Origin of the sequence: Verrucosispora sp. WMMA2044, assembly GCF_027497155.1 — a bacterium.
Lineage (GTDB): Bacteria > Actinomycetota > Actinomycetes > Mycobacteriales > Micromonosporaceae > Micromonospora > Micromonospora palythoicola.
In genome coordinates this window covers 2,693,946-2,710,570 of sequence record NZ_CP114913.1, presented here as the reverse complement: position 1 = coordinate 2,710,570, position 16,625 = coordinate 2,693,946, and the positions used below count along the sequence as shown (strand labels likewise).

At 70.8% G+C, this 16,625-nt stretch carries 18 protein-coding genes; 10 read left to right on the top strand and 8 right to left on the bottom strand.

Annotated elements, in window-relative coordinates:
- The first annotated feature begins 407 nt into the window (after positions 1-407).
- The gene (locus O3597_RS12200) at positions 408-644 is read left to right on the top strand and encodes a winged helix-turn-helix domain-containing protein (protein WP_281604218.1); all 237 of its coding nucleotides are present in this window, start codon (positions 408-410) and stop codon (positions 642-644) included.
- A gap of 146 nt (positions 645-790) precedes the next feature.
- Here O3597_RS12200 and O3597_RS12195 read toward each other — a convergent pair whose 3' ends face one another.
- The 4 genes from O3597_RS12195 to O3597_RS12180 all read right to left on the bottom strand — a co-directional run bounded on the left by O3597_RS12195 (position 791) and on the right by O3597_RS12180 (position 4,601).
- Positions 791-1,042 (bottom strand): hypothetical protein, encoded by a 252-nt coding sequence (locus O3597_RS12195; protein ID WP_281604217.1) that lies wholly within the window; start codon positions 1,040-1,042, stop codon positions 791-793.
- Positions 1,039-2,226, bottom strand: coding sequence for an ISAs1 family transposase (locus O3597_RS12190; RefSeq protein ID WP_281601448.1), 1,188 nt, complete (start codon positions 2,224-2,226; stop codon positions 1,039-1,041). The genes O3597_RS12195 and O3597_RS12190 overlap by 4 nt, the downstream gene beginning before the upstream one ends.
- A gap of 652 nt (positions 2,227-2,878) precedes the next feature.
- Positions 2,879-3,334, bottom strand: coding sequence for a GNAT family N-acetyltransferase (locus O3597_RS12185; protein WP_281604216.1), 456 nt, complete (start codon positions 3,332-3,334; stop codon positions 2,879-2,881).
- A gap of 94 nt (positions 3,335-3,428) precedes the next feature.
- The gene (locus tag O3597_RS12180) at positions 3,429-4,601 is read right to left on the bottom strand and encodes an MFS transporter (RefSeq protein WP_281604215.1); all 1,173 of its coding nucleotides are present in this window, start codon (positions 4,599-4,601) and stop codon (positions 3,429-3,431) included.
- 41 nt (positions 4,602-4,642) lie between these two features.
- On the opposite strand from O3597_RS12180, the gene O3597_RS12175 reads away from it, so the two are divergent.
- Positions 4,643-5,098, top strand: a complete 456-nt coding sequence (locus O3597_RS12175; RefSeq protein WP_281604214.1) for a MerR family transcriptional regulator — start codon at positions 4,643-4,645, stop codon at positions 5,096-5,098.
- A 98-nt stretch (positions 5,099-5,196) separates the two neighbouring features.
- Here the strand turns inward: O3597_RS12175 and O3597_RS12170 are convergent, their stop codons facing one another.
- Together O3597_RS12170 and O3597_RS12165 are read right to left on the bottom strand one after the other, a co-directional pair.
- Complete coding sequence (locus O3597_RS12170) at positions 5,197-6,003, bottom strand: SDR family oxidoreductase (protein WP_281604213.1); 807 nt, start codon at positions 6,001-6,003, stop codon at positions 5,197-5,199.
- On the bottom strand, positions 6,000-6,848 hold the full coding sequence (locus tag O3597_RS12165) for a fumarylacetoacetate hydrolase family protein (protein ID WP_281604212.1): 849 nt from the start codon (positions 6,846-6,848) through the stop codon (positions 6,000-6,002). Before O3597_RS12165 ends, O3597_RS12170 begins: the two co-directional genes overlap by 4 nt.
- A 235-nt stretch (positions 6,849-7,083) precedes the next feature.
- On the opposite strand from O3597_RS12165, the gene O3597_RS12160 reads away from it, so the two are divergent.
- The 8 genes from O3597_RS12160 (at position 7,084) to O3597_RS12125 (ending at position 14,267) form a co-directional block, all read left to right on the top strand.
- Positions 7,084-7,548 (top strand): universal stress protein, encoded by a 465-nt coding sequence (locus tag O3597_RS12160; RefSeq protein ID WP_281604211.1) that lies wholly within the window; start codon positions 7,084-7,086, stop codon positions 7,546-7,548.
- A gap of 43 nt (positions 7,549-7,591) precedes the next feature.
- Positions 7,592-8,212 carry a M23 family metallopeptidase gene (locus tag O3597_RS12155; protein ID WP_281604210.1) on the top strand — a complete coding sequence of 207 codons (621 nt, stop codon included), beginning with the start codon at positions 7,592-7,594 and terminating at the stop codon, positions 8,210-8,212.
- Between the two features lie 37 nt (positions 8,213-8,249).
- Positions 8,250-8,711 (top strand): hypothetical protein, encoded by a 462-nt coding sequence (locus O3597_RS12150; protein WP_269741295.1) that lies wholly within the window; start codon positions 8,250-8,252, stop codon positions 8,709-8,711.
- A 120-nt stretch (positions 8,712-8,831) separates the two neighbouring features.
- Positions 8,832-10,367 carry an ABC transporter substrate-binding protein gene (locus O3597_RS12145; protein ID WP_281604209.1) on the top strand — a complete coding sequence of 512 codons (1,536 nt, stop codon included), beginning with the start codon at positions 8,832-8,834 and terminating at the stop codon, positions 10,365-10,367.
- Between the two features lie 18 nt (positions 10,368-10,385).
- Positions 10,386-11,330, top strand: a complete 945-nt coding sequence (locus O3597_RS12140) for an ABC transporter permease (RefSeq protein ID WP_164447131.1) — start codon at positions 10,386-10,388, stop codon at positions 11,328-11,330.
- Positions 11,327-12,217: an ABC transporter permease gene (locus O3597_RS12135; protein ID WP_281604208.1), complete on the top strand. Its 891-nt coding sequence runs from the start codon at positions 11,327-11,329 to the stop codon at positions 12,215-12,217. The genes O3597_RS12140 and O3597_RS12135 overlap by 4 nt, the downstream gene beginning before the upstream one ends.
- On the top strand, positions 12,214-13,197 hold the full coding sequence (locus tag O3597_RS12130; protein ID WP_164447129.1) for an ABC transporter ATP-binding protein: 984 nt from the start codon (positions 12,214-12,216) through the stop codon (positions 13,195-13,197). The genes O3597_RS12135 and O3597_RS12130 overlap by 4 nt, the downstream gene beginning before the upstream one ends.
- Entirely contained in the window at positions 13,194-14,267 is a 1,074-nt protein-coding gene (locus O3597_RS12125) for an oligopeptide/dipeptide ABC transporter ATP-binding protein (RefSeq protein WP_164447128.1), read from the top strand. Before O3597_RS12130 ends, O3597_RS12125 begins: the two co-directional genes overlap by 4 nt.
- 17 nt (positions 14,268-14,284) lie before the next feature.
- Here O3597_RS12125 and O3597_RS12120 read toward each other — a convergent pair whose 3' ends face one another.
- Positions 14,285-15,481, bottom strand: coding sequence for an epoxide hydrolase family protein (locus O3597_RS12120; protein ID WP_281604520.1), 1,197 nt, complete (start codon positions 15,479-15,481; stop codon positions 14,285-14,287).
- 159 nt (positions 15,482-15,640) lie between these two features.
- Complete coding sequence (locus tag O3597_RS12115; protein WP_164447126.1) at positions 15,641-16,588, bottom strand: glycoside hydrolase family 68 protein; 948 nt, start codon at positions 16,586-16,588, stop codon at positions 15,641-15,643.
- Positions 16,589-16,625: the final 37 nt, after the last annotated feature.

Here is a 16,625-nt window from a genome sequence, read left to right as displayed (position 1 = left end):
CTCCTGTTCAACTGCGCGCGGACTATCCATGTTCTGCCGACCGGGAGCACTTGAGGAGGCCGAACGCCAGTTCCCGCCGTTCCTCTCCGTGATGGTCTAGGACACTGATCTCGTCAGGAGATCCGACGGCATTCGACTGCATGTCAACGGGGTCGACCATGTGGCACCTTCCGCCCGGTGTCGAACAGGTGCCCACCCCGAACGTGGGCGTAGCACTGTCCGAGGTGGGTATGCGGGCCGGAACCGAGGAGTTTGCCGAAACCAGGGAACCGGCCCGGACAGCAACCTACTCCAACAAGTTGGAGTAGGTCAAGGAGGCGCATGTGCCTAGAGCATGAAACTTGCTGGAACAGGTTCCCGCGTGATCGAATTGGCGCGCCGAAGCCAGGGAACCGACGGAGATCGACATGCCGACCGAGAGAGTCGACTACCGCCGCATAGCGAACGAGATCACGAGCAAGATCAAATCTGGCGAGCTTGCGCCTGGGGAGAAGCTACCGTCCACGCGTCAACTCGCCGAGCAGCACGGTGTGCACATCTCCACGATCCACCGTGTCATGTCGTTGCTCAAAGACAGAGAGTTGGTCGAAGGGCATCCCGGAAAAGGCGTGTACGTAGCCGAGCCGGAGCGCGGATTCGAGTAACGCCAGCCTCCACCTGATCGGTAACGCCTCTGTTCCAAGGTGGGCACAAGATTTCGGACAGTTGTCGTTAGCAGCTAACGGAATTTTCCAAGATCCCGTTCCTGGTTGACCGACAGTAAGCGAGGCGCTGGGGGTGCCCACGCAGGTCAGTCGACTCGGAGTGAACGGACGATCGCTTCGGCGACCGCCGGGTTGCTGGACACCGCGACGAGGAGTACCTGTCGGTCGGGGACCACCACCACCTGCCGCGTCCGGCCATCCGGCAGCACGTCGCCGCCCCGCAGGACGGGGTGGCCGAATGCTTCGCTCGCCTCGGTGGCGAGCTGGGCGACCGGGTCGAGATCGAGATTCGCGCGCTTTATCTCGGCGTAGTCGACGCGAGGTCTCGGCAGGGTCATTGCGTAGTCGAGTAGCTGCTGGTCACGGTGGTGATGAGGTCGTGGGGGCGGCGGTTGGCGCGTCGGGTGGCTCGGGCGATGTTGGTTTCGCCGTTGCCGCGGTGGAATCCGATGGCGGTGTTGCGGAGGACGGCTGCGACGGCGGGGCCGTTGCCGGTGCGGGCTCGGTGGCCGTCCTCGCGGAAGGTCACGTCGCGGACCCAGTGCAGCCGGTTCTCGATATGCCATTCCAGCCGGGCCCATTGCTGCAGGTCAGCAGGCTGGGCGTGCGCGGCGGGCAGTGACGCCACCAGATAGACCGTCTCCCGGGTGCGCTTGCCGGTGATCATGCGGGTGCGGGTGATCCGGACGGCCTGCTGGGCATGAGGAAAGCCGATGCCGCCGGGAGTCTGGAGGGTCAACGCCTTGACGGTCCGGGTCTCGCAGCGGCCGTGGCCGGTGTCGCGGTGCTGGTCCCCGATCGGCACCTGCGCCCACGGCAGCCGTTTGAGCTGGGCGTACAAGGTCGGCTGGTTGGCCTTGACCGACACGTACAGGTCCCCGCCGGCAGCGGCCACGGCTCGGGCGTGAGCGACTTGCGTGTGCAGGGCGTCCGCGACGATCACCACCCCGGCCAGGCCGCCCAGCCGGACCTTGACCTGCTCCAGCAGCGGGGCGAACGCCGGGATTTCGTTCGACTTCGCCGCGACCTGGACCTGCGCCAGGACCACACCGGTTGACGTGTCGTAGGCCGACAGCAGATGAACCCGTCCCTCGGTCAGGACCGCACCGCGCACCACCTTGCCGTCAACGGCGATGACCCGCCGCACCGACGGCGCCGACACCCGGGAGCACAGCCAGTCGGCCAGGACCGCCGTCAACGTCTCGGCGTCGACGCGGACCAGCAGCCGCCACACCGTGCTCAGCACCGGCACCCGACCAGTGAACCCGAGCCGGCCCCACGCCGGCGCATCGAGATCATCGACCCAGTCGACGATCGCGGCGAAAGTGCAAGCCCCGGCCATCACCGCGCACACCGCGACCGCGAGCACGCTGGCTAGGGGGTACCGGACACCACGCGGGTCACGCGGATCGGGCACCCTCTCCAGGGCCTCCAACAGGCCAAACGCCTCACCGCCAACAGTCGAGGAGCCGGGCGGGGCGGGGGCATGGTGACGGATCACGTCGATCAGCGATGATGACATGCGCGGGTGTGGTCCTTCTCGGTGTCATGTTGTCTCAGCAACTCCATGATCACCGACGGACCGCACCCGTCCTACGCCACCCTCCAATCAGGCCAATGACCCGGCGAAAGCCCAGGTCGGAAGCACCCTCAGGCGACTACGCAAAGCCCCTGGAGGTCTCGGCAACACGGCGCAGCCCGCGATCACATCAAGGTCCACGATGTAGGTGTCGCGCATCGGCGTACCGCATTTGAGGGCATTGCGTGGCCACTCCGCTGGCACCGAGATCCGTACGCCCTCGCTGGCCACCTCCTGCTGGGGAGTTGGACCTCGATCACGTATGGCCGCAGTCACCACCGTGGCGAGGGCGAGAACCGCTCCGATCGCGGCGGCGACCGCCATCCGTAAGCCCCTGCAACTCCTCAGGTCGAGGTCCATTCATGCCCCTCGCCGGTTGTCCGTCTCTCATGCGAACCCAGAATCGGGCCCGAGCCAATCTACTCGTAGGCCCGGGACCGGGTGAGTGTTGTCTCCGGCCTACAGCCGTCGTCGCGATTCGTTCGCGCTCTCAGCTCGACAGGGCCGGCATCAGAGACATGGCTCCGGACGTCGCTGACCGCGAATGTCGCTGCGTGAGCAGCGCTGTGACCAGTGCCCGAGACGAGACCTGTGCTCAGAGGTCGAGCACGCCGACCGTCTCGCCGCCGCTCTGCTCGCCGGTAGGCCGGAAGCCGAGCTTCAGATAGAAGGCTTCCGGGCCGCCGGCCCGAGGCTTCCAGGTCACGTAAGCCCGCGTGCCGCCCCGGACCCGGATCTCCTGACACGCGGCTGCCACGGCGAAGCGACCATAGCCGCGTCCCTGCGCGTCAGCCGCGATGTTCAGCCGCCAGAGGCCGGACCGTCGGTCGTCGGGATCGCGACCGGAGTTCCACGTGATGTCCAGGAAGGCCATCAGGAACCCGACAAGCGAGTCTCCGTCGTAGATCAGTCTTGGCCAGGCGTTGTCGGGAAAGACATACGCCTCGGCGAGCGACTTGACCACCGGTCCGACCAGGTCCTCCTGGTCCGGGCGCACGGACAGCGCCAGCGCCGCCTCGTAGTTCTCCTGCGTGATCCTTTCCAACCGCATACGGCGGACCGTAGCGGGCTGGCGACGGCACTGGCGGCCCCGTTTCCACCGGCCCCGGACGCCCCGAGTGCGGCCGAGCCGGCAGACGCTCGCCTCACCCTTGAACCAACGCCTCGGGCGAAGGCCCGCGCGACGACGTGACCCGGGTGAGGCGGGTGGCGACGATGGTGGCGGCCAGGACGGAGACGGCGGCGGCCGGGCCGATCCAGGCCGGGCTGAGGCCGACCGTGAGCACCGTGCCGCCGAGCGCGGCACCCAACGCTCCGGCGGCGCCGGCGACGGAGATGTTGACGGCGGCGACCAGGCCGGTGGTGGCCGCGTCGACCTGACCCATCAGCCAGGTCTGGACCAGCGGCACCACCAGGAACGCCGCCGCGCCCAGCAGGGCCAGCCCCGTCAGCGCCAGCGGAGCGACCGGCAGCAGCAGCGGCTGCACCAACAGGATCGCCGTCAACGCGCCGACGGCGAGGGGCAGCCGGCGGGTGATCGCCTCGGGGCGTACCCGGCCGGCGAGCAGGTTGCCGGCGATGGTGCCGAGGCCGTAGCCGACCAGTCCGATGCTGACCCAGCCGGAGCTCAGGCCGGTGACGGTGCGCAGCATCGGCGCGACGTAGGTGAACGCGGCCACGAAGCCGGTCAACGCCAGCAGGGTGACGCCGAGTCCGGCATAGATGCCGGGGCGCAGCAGCGCACCGATGCTGTCCCGGACGCCGGCCGGTGGCGGGGTGGGGATGCGGGGGCAGAAGACGAGCACGCCGAGCAGCCCCAGCGCGGCCATGCCGGCCACGGCCACGAAGGTGACCGGCCAGCCGTACGCCTCACCGATCAGGCTGCCCAGCGGCAGGCCGAGCACGGTGGCGAGGGCGAATCCGCCGAACAGCCGGGCCACCGCGACGGTCTGCCGCTCCGGCGGGACCGAGGCCATCGCCACCTGGGAGGCCACCGCCATGAACAGCGCCTGGGCCAGCGCCGAACCCAACCGGGCCGACAGCAGCATCGGGTACGAGGTGGCCATCGCGCTGGCCACCGCGGACACCGTGGCGAGCGCCATGGTGCCGGCGAGCAGTTCCCGGCGCGGCAGGCGGCGGGTCAGCACGGTGGCGACCGGGCCGCCCACGGTGACCACGATCATGTACGCGGTGACCAGTTGACCGGCGGCGGCCACGGAGACGTCCAGGTCGGTGGCGACCTGGGGGAGCAGACCGACCAGCACGAACTCGGCGGTGGCCACGGCGAAGGAGCAGACGAAGAGCACGTAGATGATCACAGACGGACGCTAGAGCCTCACATCGACGTTAGAGTCAAGCGATGCGGATCGGTGAGTTGAGTGCGCGGACGGGCGCGTCGGTGCGGATGCTGCGGTACTACGAGGAACAGGGGCTGCTGACGCCGGTACGCACCGAGTCGGGCTACCGGATCTACCAGGAGTCCGACGTCGACCGGGTGGCCCGCATCCGGTGCATGCTGTCGGCCGCGCTGCCGTCCGGAGTGGTCGGACAGGCACTGCGGTTCCTCCTGGACGGCCGCGCGGCGATCCCCGACGAGCCGGCCGACCGGGCCCGCCTCGCCGAGACGCTTCAGCGGGAGTTGGACCTGCTCACCGAGAAGATCGAGTCGCTGCGGAACAGTCGGGACCTGCTCGCCACCATCGTCGCCGACGTTCGCGGCGACGTGGTGGGGCCCGGTCATCCCGGTGACCCAGGCGGTGCGGTGGCCCGCCGATCGGTCCGCAAGGCCGGCCCGGCGGTCGGTCTCGCCCGCTGAGCTGCCGCTCCGGCCCGGCTCGCCGGGTCGTGGGAAACCGTAGACCGTGCCGCTCAGTCCCGCTCGGCGTCGGCGTGGCGAGCCGCGGACCGGGCAGCTCAGGCCCGGCTCGGCGGCGTCGGCAGGCGTAAGCCGTGCATGCCGCCGTCGACGGCCAGCACGCTGCCGGTGGTCGATCCGGACAGCGGACTGGCCAGGTAGGCGACGGCGGCGGCGACCTCCTGCGGGGTGGTGAGGCGGCCAGTGGGCTGGCGGGCCCGCAACGCGGCCAGCTCCGCCGCCGGATCGTCGGCGGCGTCGAGCAGCCGCCGTACCCACGGGGTGTCGGCGGTGCCCGGGTTGACGCAGTTCACCCGGATGCCGGCGGCGACGTGGTCGGCGGCCATCGCCAGGGTGAGCGCCTGCACCGCACCCTTGCTGGCGCTGTAGAGGGCCCGCTGCGGCAGCCCGAGCCAGGCGGCGATGGAGCCGATGTTGACGATCGCGGCGTGCGCGGAGGCGCGCAGGTACGGCAGCGCGGCCCGGCTCACCCGGACGATGCCGACCACGTTGACGTCGAACACCCGGTGCCAATCGTCGTCGGTGTCGGCCTCGATGGTGCCGACCGCACCGATGGCGGCGTTGTTGACCAGGATGTCGAGGCCGCCGAACGTCTCGTGGGCGGTGGTGATCGCGGCCCGCACGGACGCGTCGTCGGCCACGTCGGCGGCCAGGCCGAGCAACGGCTCGGGTACCTGCCGCGGGTTCAGGTTCAGGCAGGCCACCCGGGCGCCACGCTCGGCGAGCAGGGTGGCCGTGGCCAGGCCGATGCCGGAGGCGCCACCGGTGATCACCGCCGCCAACCCGGCGAACTCGCCCGCGCCGGCGGGTCTGCCGGCGGCGGTCGCCTGCCCGTCGCCGGTCACGCGGGTGTCAGCGTCTGACGTTGCCGGCCGAGGCCGTCGATCTCCAACTCGACCACGTCCCCGGCGACCAGGTACGGCTTGGGTTCCGGTTGCCCGAGGGCGACGCCGGCCGGGGTGCCGGTGTTGATCACGTCGCCGGGGTAGAGCACCATGAACTGGCTCAGGTAGCGGACGATCTCGGCCACCGGGAAGACCATGTCCTTCGTCGTGCCGTCCTGCCGCAGCACCCCGTTGACCCAGAGCCGTAGCCGCAGGTTCTGCGGATCGGTGACCTCGTCGGCGGTCACCAGCCACGGGCCGAGCGGGTTGAACGTCTCGCAGGACTTGCCCTTGTCCCACTGGCCGCCCCGGTCGAGCTGGAACTCCCGTTCCGAGACGTCGTGGGAGATGGTGTACCCGGCGACGCAGTCCATCGCCGCCTCGGCCGACGGCAGGTAGCGCGCCTTGCGGCCGATGACGACGGCGAGTTCGACCTCCCAGTCCGTCCTGGTGCTGCCGCGGGGCACCAGCACCGGGTCGTCGGGACCGACCACCGTGTCCGGCGCCTTGAGGAAGACCACCGGCTCGGCGGGCAGGGCCGCTCCGGTCTCGGCGGCGTGGTCGCGGTAGTTCAGCCCGATGCAAACGATCTTGCCGGGCCGCAGCGGGGGACCGATCCGCAGGTCGGTGGGGTCCATCGGAGACAGATCGTGCGGGGCGATGCCGGCCAGGCGGGCCAGGCCGTCGGTGCCCAGGAATGCGGGGTCCAGGTCGTCGGTCACGCCGCTGAGGTCACGCAGTTGCCCGGCCTCGTCGAGCAGTGCCGGTGTTTCCCGCCCCGGCGGGCCCACTCGCAGCAGCTTCATCCGTCGCCCCCCAGACACCGCGTCAGGTATTAGTCGGCAAAACATGTGATGTCTACCAGGTGATCGTGGCGCGTTACAAGGCCCCATGATCGACAGGTGCCGACCGTCGACGCCGAGTGGACCGCAGGTCCCGTCCGGGACCGGGCCGTCCGACCTGTCCGGAGGGGACTCCGGCCGCTGGTCCGTACCAGCCGCGCAGGCTGCACTGGAAGCAGGACGGAGAGGAGTGAGGACGATGTCGTACCTGATCGTTGTCGGCGTTGATGGTTCGGACGGTGGGCGGCGTGCCCTGCGGTGGGCGGTCGGTGAGGCGGCCGAGCGCAACGGCACCGTGCAGGCGGTCACCGCCTGGCGGTGGGACGGCCTGGACGGCGGTGCCATGGTCGCACCGAACCCGATCGAGGAGGAGGAGCGGGCCACCGCCCTGCTGGCCCGGGAGATCGGCGAGGTCACCCGGGGCACGGCCGCGGCACCGGTCTCGGCCGAGGTCGTCGAGGGTCGGCCGGCCGACGTGCTGACCGCCGCCGCCCGTGGCGCCGACCTGCTGGTGCTGGGCAGTCACGGGCACGGCCGGCTGCGGCACACCGTGCTCGGCTCGGTCAGCGAGGAGTGCGTACGCAAGGCGACCTGCCCGGTGGTGGTGATCCCGGTGCCGGTGCCGGCGCCGAGCGGTCCCGCCGTGCCGGCGGTGCCGGCCTGAGGGCGCCCGACGGGGGTTGCCGGTCTCTGACATGCTCTGGGCCGTGACGACCGGCCACCCCCGTTCCCACCGCCGCGCCCGCCGGACCCGGTTCGGGCTCCTGTTCAGCCTCGTTGTCGTGATCGCCCTGGCCGTGGCGGCCGTGATCGTGCTGCGCCCGCCGGGGCCCCGCCCGCTGTTCCAGATGCCGGTCGGCTGCGGGGAGACCTGGCAGGTCGGCACCTACCCGGGGCACGGCGACTACGACGTGGACTTCTTCCCGCTCTCCGGCAACCCGTGGGGGCAACCGGTGCTCGCCTCGTACGAGGGCACCGTCACCGTGGCCGGGATCAACGGGTCGCTTGGTGGTCGTACCCCGGACAATCCGGACGGCCCGCGGGGTCGTGGCGGTGGCTACTGGGTGAAGATCGACCACGGCGGCCGGTGGGAGACCCAGTACCTGCACCTGCTGGAGCCGCCGCTGGTGCAGGCCGGCCAGCGGGTCGTCCAGGGCCAGCAGATCGGCCGGATCGGCAGCACCGGCAACTCCGGCGCCCCGCACCTGCACTACGAGCAGCGGCGCGGCTGGGAGAAGGTGGAGACCTACTTCGACGGCGTCCCGTCGGGCATCACCGACGACGACGCCGAGTACACGCTGCGGCTGACCAGCAACAACTGTCCGTAGCGCGGGCGCTGTCGTACCCACCTGATGAGGTACGGCCATGGGTGTTCTCTATGACTACTTCCGGGCGGCGGACGACGCCGCCGCGATCGGGCTGATGGCGGAGCTCGACGGCGGTCCGGTCGCCGTGTCCGGAGGCCGCCCCGGGGTCGACGCGATCGACCTCAAGGGCATCGAGCCGGCAGTGACCCTCGGCAAGCTCGTCGGCTTCGTGCGCGGGCTGGCCTGGTCCACCGACCTGATCGAGCAACGGCTGATCTGGAGCGGCGGCGACGAAGGGCCATGGTTGATCGCCCTCGACGACGCCACCAGGGACACCCTGGCCTCGATCACCGCCGCCCAGTCACCCGAGCTGTCGGCGCGGTGGGGGCAGATCGAGGAGCTGGCCTGGGGTGAGCCGCTGCCGCCAGGGGAACTGCTGCCGGTGATCGAGGAGATCAGCGCCCTCGCCCGCCGTGCCCAGGCCGCCGGTGACCACCTCTACTGCTGGTGCTGCCTCTGACCGCCCGGGTCACAGCTTGACTTCGAACCTGTCCGCCCGCCGGTCCGAGCCCTGCCGGCCGGCGGGTTTGCGGTTAGCGTGGGGCGAGATCGACTGCCGGAAGAATCCAGGGGGAGGACCATGTCCAGGACCAGATTCAGGTTGGCCGGCGCGACGATCGCCCTGCTGCTCGCCGCCGTGGCGGGATGCAGTGGGGGCGAGGGCGTCGACGTCGACGGCAACGACACGGCGGGCGCCGGCGGCGTGCTCAACGCCGCGATCGGCGGCGAGCCCGACCAGCTCGACCCGCACAAGACCTCCGCCTACTACAGCTTCCAGGTGCTGGAGAACGTCTTCGACACGCTCGTCGAGCCGGACGCGAACCTGGAGATGAAGCCTGCCCTGGCCACCGAGTGGACCACCAGCGAGGATCAGCTGACCTGGACGTTCACCCTCCGCGAAGGCGTCAAGTTCTCCGACGGTACGCCGTTGACCGCTGAGGACGTCGTCTACTCCTACAACCGGATCATCGACGAGAAGCTGAACAACGCCTACAAGTTCGGCACCGTGAAGTCGATCGAGGCCACCGACCCGAAGACCGTGGTGGTGACCCTCAACGCGCCGACTCCGAACCTGCTGGCCAACCTCGGTGGCTTCAAGGGCGTGGCGATCGTCCAGAAGGCCAACGTGGAGTCTGGTGAGATCACCACCAAGCCGGTCGGCAGTGGCCCGTTCGCCGTGGAGAACTACAGCTCCGGCGACAGCATCCGACTGGTCCGCAACGACAACTACTGGGGCGAGAAGCCGAAGCTGGACGGCGTCCGGTTCACCTTCGTCAGCGACCCCACCGTCGCCCTGCAGAACCTGCGCGGCGGTGAGGTGCACTGGACCGACAACCTGCCACCGCAGCAGGTGCCGGCGCTGCTCGACGGGGACGACCCGACGGTGCAGTCGGTGCCCTCGACCGACTACTGGTACCTCGCGCTCAACCAGGCGCGCAAGCCGTACGACGACGTCAACGTCCGCCGGGCCATCGCCTTCGCGCTCGACCGCGAGGCGATCACCAAGGCCGCCAAGTTCGGGCTGGCCACGGTCAACCAGACGGCGATCCCGCAGAACAGCGCCTTCTACTACGAGTACGCGCCGTACACCCACGACGTGAACCAGGCCAAGCAACTGCTCGACCAGGCCGGGGTGAGTGGGCTGACCATGGACCTCATGGTGACCAGCGAGTACCCGGAGACGGTCACCGCGGCCCAGGTCATCGCCTCGCAGTTGGAGGCCGTCGGGATCACTGTGGAGATTCGCACGCTGGACTTCGCGCAGTGGCTCGACGAGCAGGGCGCCGGCAAGTTCGACTCGTTCATGCTGGGCTGGCTGGGCAACATCGACCCCGACGAGTTCTACTACGCCCAGCACCACAGCGACGGCACGTTCAACTTCCACAAGTACGCCAACCCGAACGTGGACCGGCTGCTCGATCAGGCCCGGACGGAGACCGACCAGGCCGCCCGCAAGCAGCAGTACGACCAGGTGGCCAAGCAGATCGTGGACGACGCCAGCTACATCTACCTCTACAACCCCGACGTCGCCCAGGGCTGGTCCAAGCAGGTCAACGGCTACGAGGTACGCACGGACCGGGCGATCCGGTTCCGCGACGTGGCCCTCGCCCGGTGACCCGGCGGGGGACCTCAGGTGGCCCGCTTCGTCATCCGTCGGCTGTTGCAGTCGGCCGTCGTGCTGCTCGGCGTGACCCTCGTGGTGTTCCTGCTGCTGCAACTGGTGCCGGGTGACCCCGTCCGGGTCGCCCTCGGCACCCGCTTCGACCCGCAGACGTACGAGGCGCTGCGGGCCCGGGCGGGGCTGGACCAGCCGCTCGTGGTGCAGTATTTCGACTACCTGCGGCGGGCGCTGACCGGCGACCTCGGGGTCAGCTTCCGCAGTGGACGGCCGGTCACCGCGATCGTGCTGGAGCGGCTGCCGGCGACCCTGTCGCTGGCGGTCACCGCGGTGGTGTTCGCGATGGCGATCGCCTTTCCGCTGGGGATCGTCTCGGCGATCCGCAGCGGCTCGCTCGTCGACCACGCGGCCCGGGTGTTCAGCCAGTTCGGTGTCTCGGTGCCGGACTTCTGGATGGGGATCATGGGCATCCTGCTCTTCTCCGGGGTGCTGGGCTGGCTGCCGCCGTCGGGGTACGTCGCGCTCACCGAGGATCCGGGGCGCTGGGCGTCCCACGTGGCGCTGCCCGCCGCCACGGTCGGCCTGGTTACCGCCTCGATCCTCACCCGGTTCATCCGCTCGTCGATGCTGGAGGTGCTCTCCGAGGACTACGTGCGCACCGCCGAGGCGAAGGGTCTGCGTACCCGGGTGGTGGTGTTGCGGCACGTGCTGCGCAACGCCCTCATCCCGGTGGTGACCGTGGTGGCGGTGCAGTTGGCCAGCCTGCTCGGCGGGGTGATCGTGATCGAGGTGCTGTTCGCCTGGCCCGGCATCGGGCGGCTCACCTACGACGCCGTCGCGGCCCGCGACTATCCGGTGCTGCAAGGCGCGGTGCTGCTGGTGGCGGCGCTGTTCCTCCTGGTCAACCTGCTGGTCGACATCCTCTATGCCCGTCTCGACCCGAGGATCACGGTCAAATGAGCGAGCGGACGGTCAACCGCGAGGGACAGTTGCGCCGGGCGCTGGCCGCGCTGCGGCGCGATCCGCTGGCGCTGACCGGCAGCCTGGTGCTGGCGGTGCTGGTCGTGGTGGGGGTCGGCGGCTCCTGGCTGGCGCCGTCGGGGATCAACGAGGTGAACGTCGACCAGATGCTCCAGCCGCCAAGCTGGGCACACCCGTTCGGCACCGACGAGCTGGGTCGCGACGTGCTCAGCCGGGTCATGGTCGCCGCCCGGGTGTCGTTGCAGGTCGGCCTGGTCAGCGTCGGCATCGCGCTGGTGGTGGGGGTGACCCTCGGGTTGTTCGCCGGTTACTACCGTGGCTGGCTCGACAACGTGCTGATGCGCTGCATGGACGTGCTGTTCGCGTTCCCGGTGCTGCTGCTGGCGGTGGCGATCGTGGCGGTGCTCGGTCCGGGACTGGTCACCGCGATGGTGGCGATCGGGGTGGTCTACACGCCGATCTTCGCCCGGGTGACCCGGGCCGGTGTGCTCTCGGTGCGGGAGCAGGTCTTCGTCCGGGCCGCGGTCTCGGTCGGCGCGTCCGACCTGCGGATCATGCGGCGGCACGTGCTGCCGAACATCGCGGCACCGCTGATCGTGCAGACCTCCCTCTCGCTGGCCTTTGCGATTCTGTCCGAGGCGGCGCTGTCCTTCCTCGGCCTCGGCGTCCAGCCACCCGATCCGGCCTGGGGCCGGATGCTGTTCGACGGGCGCGGGTTCGTCACCGACGCCTGGTGGCTGGGCTTCTTCCCCGGTGCGGCGATCTTCCTCACCGTCCTGGCGTTCAACCTGGTCGGAGACGCGCTGCGGGACGTGCTGGATCCCCGCCAGCTCACCGTCAGCGAAGCCCGGAGGAGCACCGCATGAAGCCGGTACTGGCCGTCGAGGACCTCACCGTCACCATCGGCACCCGGCGTGGGCCGGCGCACGCCGTCGCCGGTGTCGACTGGGCGGTGCAGCCCGGGGAGACCCTGGCGCTGGTCGGCGAGTCCGGCAGCGGCAAGAGCATGAGCGTGCTCGCCGCCACCGGGCTGGCGCCCCGCACCGCGCGGGTGACCGGGCGGGTGCACCTGCTCGGCACGGAGCTGACCGGGCTGGGCCAGGATCGCCGTCGGCGGCTGCGTGGGCGGCACATCGGGTTCGTCTTCCAGGATCCGATGACCTCGCTCAACCCGGTGCTCACCGTCGGCCGGCAGGTCACCGAGGCCGCCGAGGAACACCTCGGACTGACCCGGCGGGCCGCCCGGTCCCGCGCCGTCGAACTGCTGGAGATGGTCGGCATCCCGTCGGCGGGGCAGCGGGTGGACGCGTACCCGCACCAGTTCTCCGGCGGCATGCGGCAGCGGGTGGTGATCGCCATGGCGTTGGCCTGCGAGCCGGACCTGCTGATCGCCGACGAGCCGACCACGGCCCTGGACGTCACCACCCAGGCCCAGATCGTCGAGCTGGTCGCCGACCTGCAACGGCGGCTCGGCACCGCGGTCGTCTGGATCACCCACGACCTGGGTGTGGTCGCCGGCATCGCCGACACCGTGGCGGTCATGTATGCCGGCCGGATCCTCGAACAGGGGCCGGTCGACGCCGTGTTCGGCACGCCGTCGCACCCGTACACCGAGGCTCTGCTGGCCGCCCGTCCGGACCCGGCGGCCGGCGGAGCGGAGCTGGTCACCATCGCCGGTGCGCCGCCCAGCCCGCTGGATCTGCCGGCGGGCTGCGCGTTCTGGCCCCGCTGCCCGGTGCGGGGTGACGCCCGCTGCGAGCACGAGCTGCCGCCGTTGGTGCCGGTCTCGGCCGGGCACCAGGTCCGCACCTTCTACCCGCAGCCGACCGACGGGGAGCGCCGATGAGCGAGCGGCAGCGAGCGGATCGTCAGCTCGGCGCGGTCGTGCCGGCCGACGGCACGGCTCACGCTGCGGTGCCGAAGCAGCGGGAACCGGGCGAGGTGGTGGCCGAACTCGACGATCTGGCGGTGTGGTTCCCGACGCCGGCCGGAGTGGTGCGGGCCGTCGACGGCGTGTCCCTGCGGGTACGGCGGGGGGAGACGCTGGGGCTGGTCGGCGAGTCCGGCAGCGGCAAGTCCACCACCGGGCTGGCCCTGCTCCGGCTGGTGGATCCCACCTCCGGCACGGTGCGGGTGGGCGGCGAGGACGTCACCCGCTGGTCCCGGCGACGGCTGCGGGCGCTGCGTCGCCGGGTGGCGATGGTGTTCCAGGACCCGCAGGCGTCCCTCGATCCCCGGCTCACCATCGGGGCGAGCATCGCCGAGCCGTTGATCGTGCACCGGCTCACCGACGGCGGTGCCGCCCGCCGCCGCCGGGTCGGCGAGCTGCTCGACATGGTGGGGTTGCGCGGCGAGCTGGCCGACCGGCATCCCCACGAACTCTCCGGTGGGCAACGGCAGCGGGTCGGCATCGCCCGTGCCCTGGCCGGCGAACCGGACCTGATCGTGCTCGACGAGCCGATCGCGTCACTCGACCTGAGCGTGCAGGCGCAGATCATGAACCTGCTCCGCCGGCTGCAACGGGACCTGGGGCTGACCTACCTGTTCATCGCCCACGACCTGGCCGCCGTGGAGCACATGAGCGACCGGATGGCGGTGATGTACCTGGGGCGGATCGTGGAGAGCGGCACGCCGGCGCAGATCTGGCGCGACCCGGCCCACCCGTACACTGCCGCGCTGCTGTCCGCGGTGCCGGTGGCCGACCCGCAGGTCGAGCGGGAACGCCGCCGGATCATCCTCAGCGGTGACATCCCGAGCCCGGTGGACCCGCCGGGCGGCTGCCGGTTCCGCACCCGCTGCCCGCAGGCGCGTCCGGAGTGTGCCGAGACCGATCCGGTGTTGGCCGAGGTCGACCCCGACCACCGGGCCGCGTGCCTGTTCGCCAAGGAGGCCGTGCGCGCCATGCGGTCGGCGTGATTCCGGCGTACGGCGGTTCAGGGTTGCCGCAGCGGCCGGAACGCGGCCCGCACCTCGGCGGCGAAGAGTTCCGGTTCCTCCCAGGCCGCGAAGTGGCCGCCACGGTCGACCTCGTTGAAGTACGCGACGCCGGGGTAGACGGCCTCGACCCAGCTACGTGGGGCAGCCCAGATCTCGCCGGGGAACGCCGTGAAGCCGACCGGGACCGCGACCGGTGGCGGCGGCTGGCCGGCCGCGTCGGCTGTCGCCTGGAAGCGCCCGAACTCCCAGTACCACCGGGCGGACGAGGCGCCGGTGCCGGTCAGCCAGTACAGCGTGATGTTGTCGACGACGGTGTCCCGGGTGAGACCACCGACCGGTTCGCCGTCGACGAACGCGCGGGAGATCTTGTAGTAGCTGTCCGTGTCGTGGTCCAGCATCCACGCCGCCAGCCCGACCGGTGAGTCGAGCAGCGAGTAGCCGATGGTCTGCGGACGGGTGGACTGTTCCAGGAAGTAGCCGAAACCGTCAGTGGTGAACGTGGTCAGCGCGTCGTGGGCCGCGCGTTCCGGCGCGGACTCCGACGGCAGTTGATCCTTGAGACCGATCGCGGCGGCGAGCAGGTTGACGTGGATGCCGGCCAGCCCGCCGGGTCCCTGACGGCCCATCGCGTCTGTCACGGAGGCGCCCACATCGCCGCCCTGTGCCACATAGCGCGAGTACCCGAGGCGGTCCATCAACTGTGCCCAGGCCTGTGCGATCCGGTTGGAGTCCCACCCGAGCTCGGTCGGCTCGCCGGAGAAGCCGTAGCCGGGCAGCGACGGCAGCACCAGGTGGAAGGCGTCCTCGGCCCGTCCGCCGTGCGCCGTCGGGTCGGTGAGCGGGCCGACCACCCCGAGCAGTTCGACGACCGAGCCGGGCCAGCCGTGCGTCATGATCAGCGGTAGCGCGCCCTCGTGCGGCGACCGGACGTGGACGAAGTGAATCGGCACGCCGTCGATCTCGGTGGTGTACTGCGGCAGGGCGTTCAACCTGGCCTCGCACGCGCGCCAGTCGTACTCGGTGGTCCAGTAGCGGGCCAACTCCTGGACCGTCGCCAGTTGCACGCCCTGCGAGCGGTCGGCGACCAGTTCCCGGGTGGGCCAGCGGGTGGCCGTGATCCGACGACGCAGGTCCGTGAGCGCCTCTTCCGGCGTGTCGAGACGGAAGGGACGAATCTCGTCGTCCTGGGACATGCCCACCACCTGTCGGGTCGGATCGAGCGGTACCGGCCCGGCCGAGCCGTACGCGCTCATCCTCATATCGGCGGGGTGGCCAGCGGGCCGGAACAGGAGTTGTGGGCGGCACGCCAGGTTCCTGACCGGCCCCCTGGCTCAGCGCTGGCGGCCGGCACCTCACCTACCGACGGCTGCCGGCTGCCGGGCGACCAGGCCGCCGGTGGGGTCGTAGCGGACCGGAACGGGATCGCTGAGTTCCCCGACGAACTCGCCGTCGGCGTGCTCGACGAAGCCGATGAGGGACCAGCCGTCGCCGTCGGGGACCAGGCGGGGCGCGTACAGGTGCGGTTGGGCGACCGGCCGGGCGGCGGCGATGTCCCAGGGCCCGCGCACGGTGGGCCCGGTGGCGACCCAGAGCCGCGACTCGGCTTCCCGGCCGGCGGCGAAGGCGTTGGTGCAGAACAGCAGCAGCGGCTGTCCGTCGACGACGGCGACCTGCGGCACCTCCAGGTGACCGAAGCCGGCCGGCGTGGACAACGGCGGCCGGACCGTCCAGTTGACCAGGTCGGGGGAGGTCGCGTGACCGACGACGCCGCGCGCGTCGGCCGGTCCCCGGTTGGCGCGGGCGGTCACCAGCATGTGCCAGCCGTCGCCGTCGGGGTCCGGAAAGACCCACGGGTCGCGCCAGGCCTGCTCGTACCACATGTCGCGGTCGAGCAGTTCGTACCAGGTCGGATCGGCTTCGAGCAGCGGCGCGTCGCCGTGCCGGTGCCAGGTGACCAGGTCGTCGGAGACGGCCAGGCCGATGCGCTGGACCAGCCCGTCCTCGGCTCGGCCGACCCCGGTGTAGAACAGGTACCACCGCTGGTCCGGGCCGCGCACCGTGCAGCCGGTCCAGGTCGCCAGGTCGTCCCAGGCGGGCGCGTCGGCGGGGACGAGGGCGTCGGCGCCCAGCTGCCAGGAGCGCAGGTCGGTGGAGACCGCGTGGCCGATCGAGGCGCGCCGGTGACGGCGGTGCGGGTCGAGCAGGGCCCGGGAGGCGCGCAGGAAGAACGCGTGCCAGCGGCCGTTGTCGTCCTGGGCGTACCAGCTGTCCCACACCCAGTGGTCGGGCAGTCGAAGCATGGCCGGAAACGTACCAGTGAATCGGTTTAGCGACTAC